At 66.5% G+C, this 2,333-nt stretch carries 3 protein-coding genes; all 3 read right to left on the reverse strand.

Going from position 1 to position 2,333, the window contains the following annotated elements; genetic code table 11:
• Positions 1-87: 87 nt before the first annotated feature.
• Positions 88-1,263: an adenylate/guanylate cyclase domain-containing protein gene (locus tag BN1233_RS08910; RefSeq protein WP_048707595.1), complete on the reverse strand. Its 1,176-nt coding sequence runs from the start codon at positions 1,261-1,263 to the stop codon at positions 88-90.
• Positions 1,264-1,385: 122 nt separating this feature from the next.
• Positions 1,386-1,910: a formylglycine-generating enzyme family protein gene (locus BN1233_RS08915; RefSeq protein ID WP_082145412.1), complete on the reverse strand. Its 525-nt coding sequence runs from the start codon at positions 1,908-1,910 to the stop codon at positions 1,386-1,388.
• On the reverse strand, positions 1,907-2,333 hold a 427-nt coding region (locus BN1233_RS08920), incomplete at its 5' end, for an aldo/keto reductase (RefSeq protein ID WP_046863254.1). The genes BN1233_RS08915 and BN1233_RS08920, both read right to left, overlap by 4 nt.

The raw sequence follows: 2,333 nt of genomic DNA on the forward strand, positions 1-2,333 counted from the left end.
CCTCTCATAGGATCTCGACCCAGAGAAGACCTTCAACAGCGAGTGAAAATCGTCACTGTTCGGATGGGCGACGGCTTGGCTTGTGGATCAGTACGATCCAACAGTGCCTTGTCCAGCCAAGGTAAAGACCCGCTGCGGCTTCTCCACGTCTCGCAACTTGTGCTGCCCAAGATCGACCAGAGGCTGAGTTACTTCCCGCGCGACAGCATGCGAGACCAGCACTGGCCGATCCAGGCTCTTGGCCAGATCCAAGAGCCTGCTGGCCCGGTTCACGGTCGGGCCGATCACCGTGAAGTCCAGTCGGTGCGGGGCGCCCACGTTCCCGTAGGCCACCTCGCCGACATGCAAGGCCAGGCCATGGACCAACGCCGGGGTGCCCGAGGCCCGGCGCAGGGCATTTTCGGCATCCGTTCGCCGGCAGAACTCCTGGGCGGCGGCCAGTGCCTTGCCGCAAGCCATCGCACGGCCCCCCGAGGTCGGGAAGATGGCGAGCACGGCATCGCCGATGAACTTGAGCACCTCGCCGCCATGCGCCTCCACCACCTCCCCGATGATCCCGAACCAGGCATTCAGGTGGGCCAGCACCTCGGGAATTAGCGCTTGCTCGGACAGGAGCGTGAAGCCGCGCAGGTCAGCGAACCAGACCGCCGCCTCGATCATCTCGACGGCGCCCCGGTCTACCCGGCCCTCCAGGATGCGCTGACCGGTGCGGGGACCGACATAGGTGTCCAGCAGGTCGATGGCGATGCGGCGCAGGACACGCCGTTCCAGATAGGGGCTCAAGAGCCGTGCCCAGACCTCCAGCCTCTCGAGCGCGGCCGCGTCGAAACCGTGCGCGTCCCGGGTGGCAAACGAGATCACGGCGGTGCGGGTCTGATCCAGGAAGGGCAGGGGATACATGACGTAGTCGGTCGCACCCTGTTGGCGCAGCTCTTCCATGAGCGGCATGTCGGGGCAGGGTGACGCGAGCCGATGGCGGAAGGGCCGCCCGGACTCGTCGACGATTCGGGTTGGGCTGCTCATGTAGGACGGGGACGTCGGCGCCGTGGCCCGATCGGCTCCATGAACCGACACGCTCTCGTCCGTCCAGACGTGCTGCCAGCCGCTCACCTCCGGGTGCAGCACCTCAAGTCCCAAGGAGGCGCGCCAAACCGGGGTGCCGGACCGGACGATCTCACGGCAGAAGGCGCCAAACAGCGCCTCGAGGGTGTCGTGAGGTGCGTCGTTGGCCAACCAGAGGGCGATGTCTTCCGTTCCCATCATCGGTCGGAACCTTCCCGTGCAACCCCGAGCCGCCACGCAGACATGGGGCGGGGAGCCTCACGAGTGTACGGGCCATGACGCGGGCCGGCCAAGACTCGGTCGGATCCATCGGAGGGCATTGCCTATCCCGCCGTCCTCAGCAGCCGGAAGCCGATGCTGATGCCGCGGTAGTCAGAGTCGTAGTCGCGCCGGAAGGCCGTGCGCCAGCTCGTCGCCGTGGCATGCCAGCTCCCGCCCCGCACGACGCGCTTGGTGCCCTGCCGTGGACCGGAAGGATCGACCGCGGGGCTGCTGGCGTAGTAGGCTGGGTCGAACCAGTCCTGCACCCATTCCCAGGCATTGCCGTAGATATCGTGGAGACCCCAGGGATTGGGTGCCTTCCGCCCCACGGGATGGGTGCCGCCGGTGGCGAAGTCCTCGCCGTGCCAGGCATGAAGGCCCAGGTCCGCCTCGTCGTCCCCGAAGGAATAGGCCGTGGTCGTTCCGGCACGGGCGGCATACTCCCATTCGGCCTCTGTCGGCAGGCGGTAGCGGTTACCGCCCTCCCTCCCGTTCAGCCGGGCGATGAATTCCTGCGCGTCGTTCCAGGACACCGTTCCATCCGTCGACGGATGGCCGCTTGTATGGAGCCGCGCCCTTGCGTTCAGAGGCCGGTCAGCTTCGTCAACTGCTCGGGATAGCGCTCGCCCTCGATCTGGATCGCGGCCGCCGCTTGCTCGATCTCGGCAAGGTCGCCCGTGGTCAGCTCGACGTCGGCCGCACCGAGGTTCTCCTCGAGACGATGGAGCTTGGTGGTGCCGGGGATCGGCACGATCCAGGGCTTCTGAGCCAGCAGCCAAGCCAGTGCGATCTGCGCCGGGGTCGCGTTCTTCTCGCCTGCGATGCGCTTCAGGAGGTCGACCAGCGCTTGGTTCTTCTCCATCGCTTCCGGCGTGAACCGCGGCAGGATCTTGCGGAAGTCGTTCTCGCTGATCGGGGTGTCCTTCGACATTGCACCTGTCAGGAAGCCCTTGCCGAGCGGGCTGTAGGGCACGAGGCCGATGCCGAGTTCCTCGCAGGCTTCGATGATG

Origin of the sequence: Microvirga massiliensis (genome assembly GCF_001006805.1) — a bacterium.
Taxonomy (GTDB): domain Bacteria; phylum Pseudomonadota; class Alphaproteobacteria; order Rhizobiales; family Beijerinckiaceae; genus Microvirga; species Microvirga massiliensis.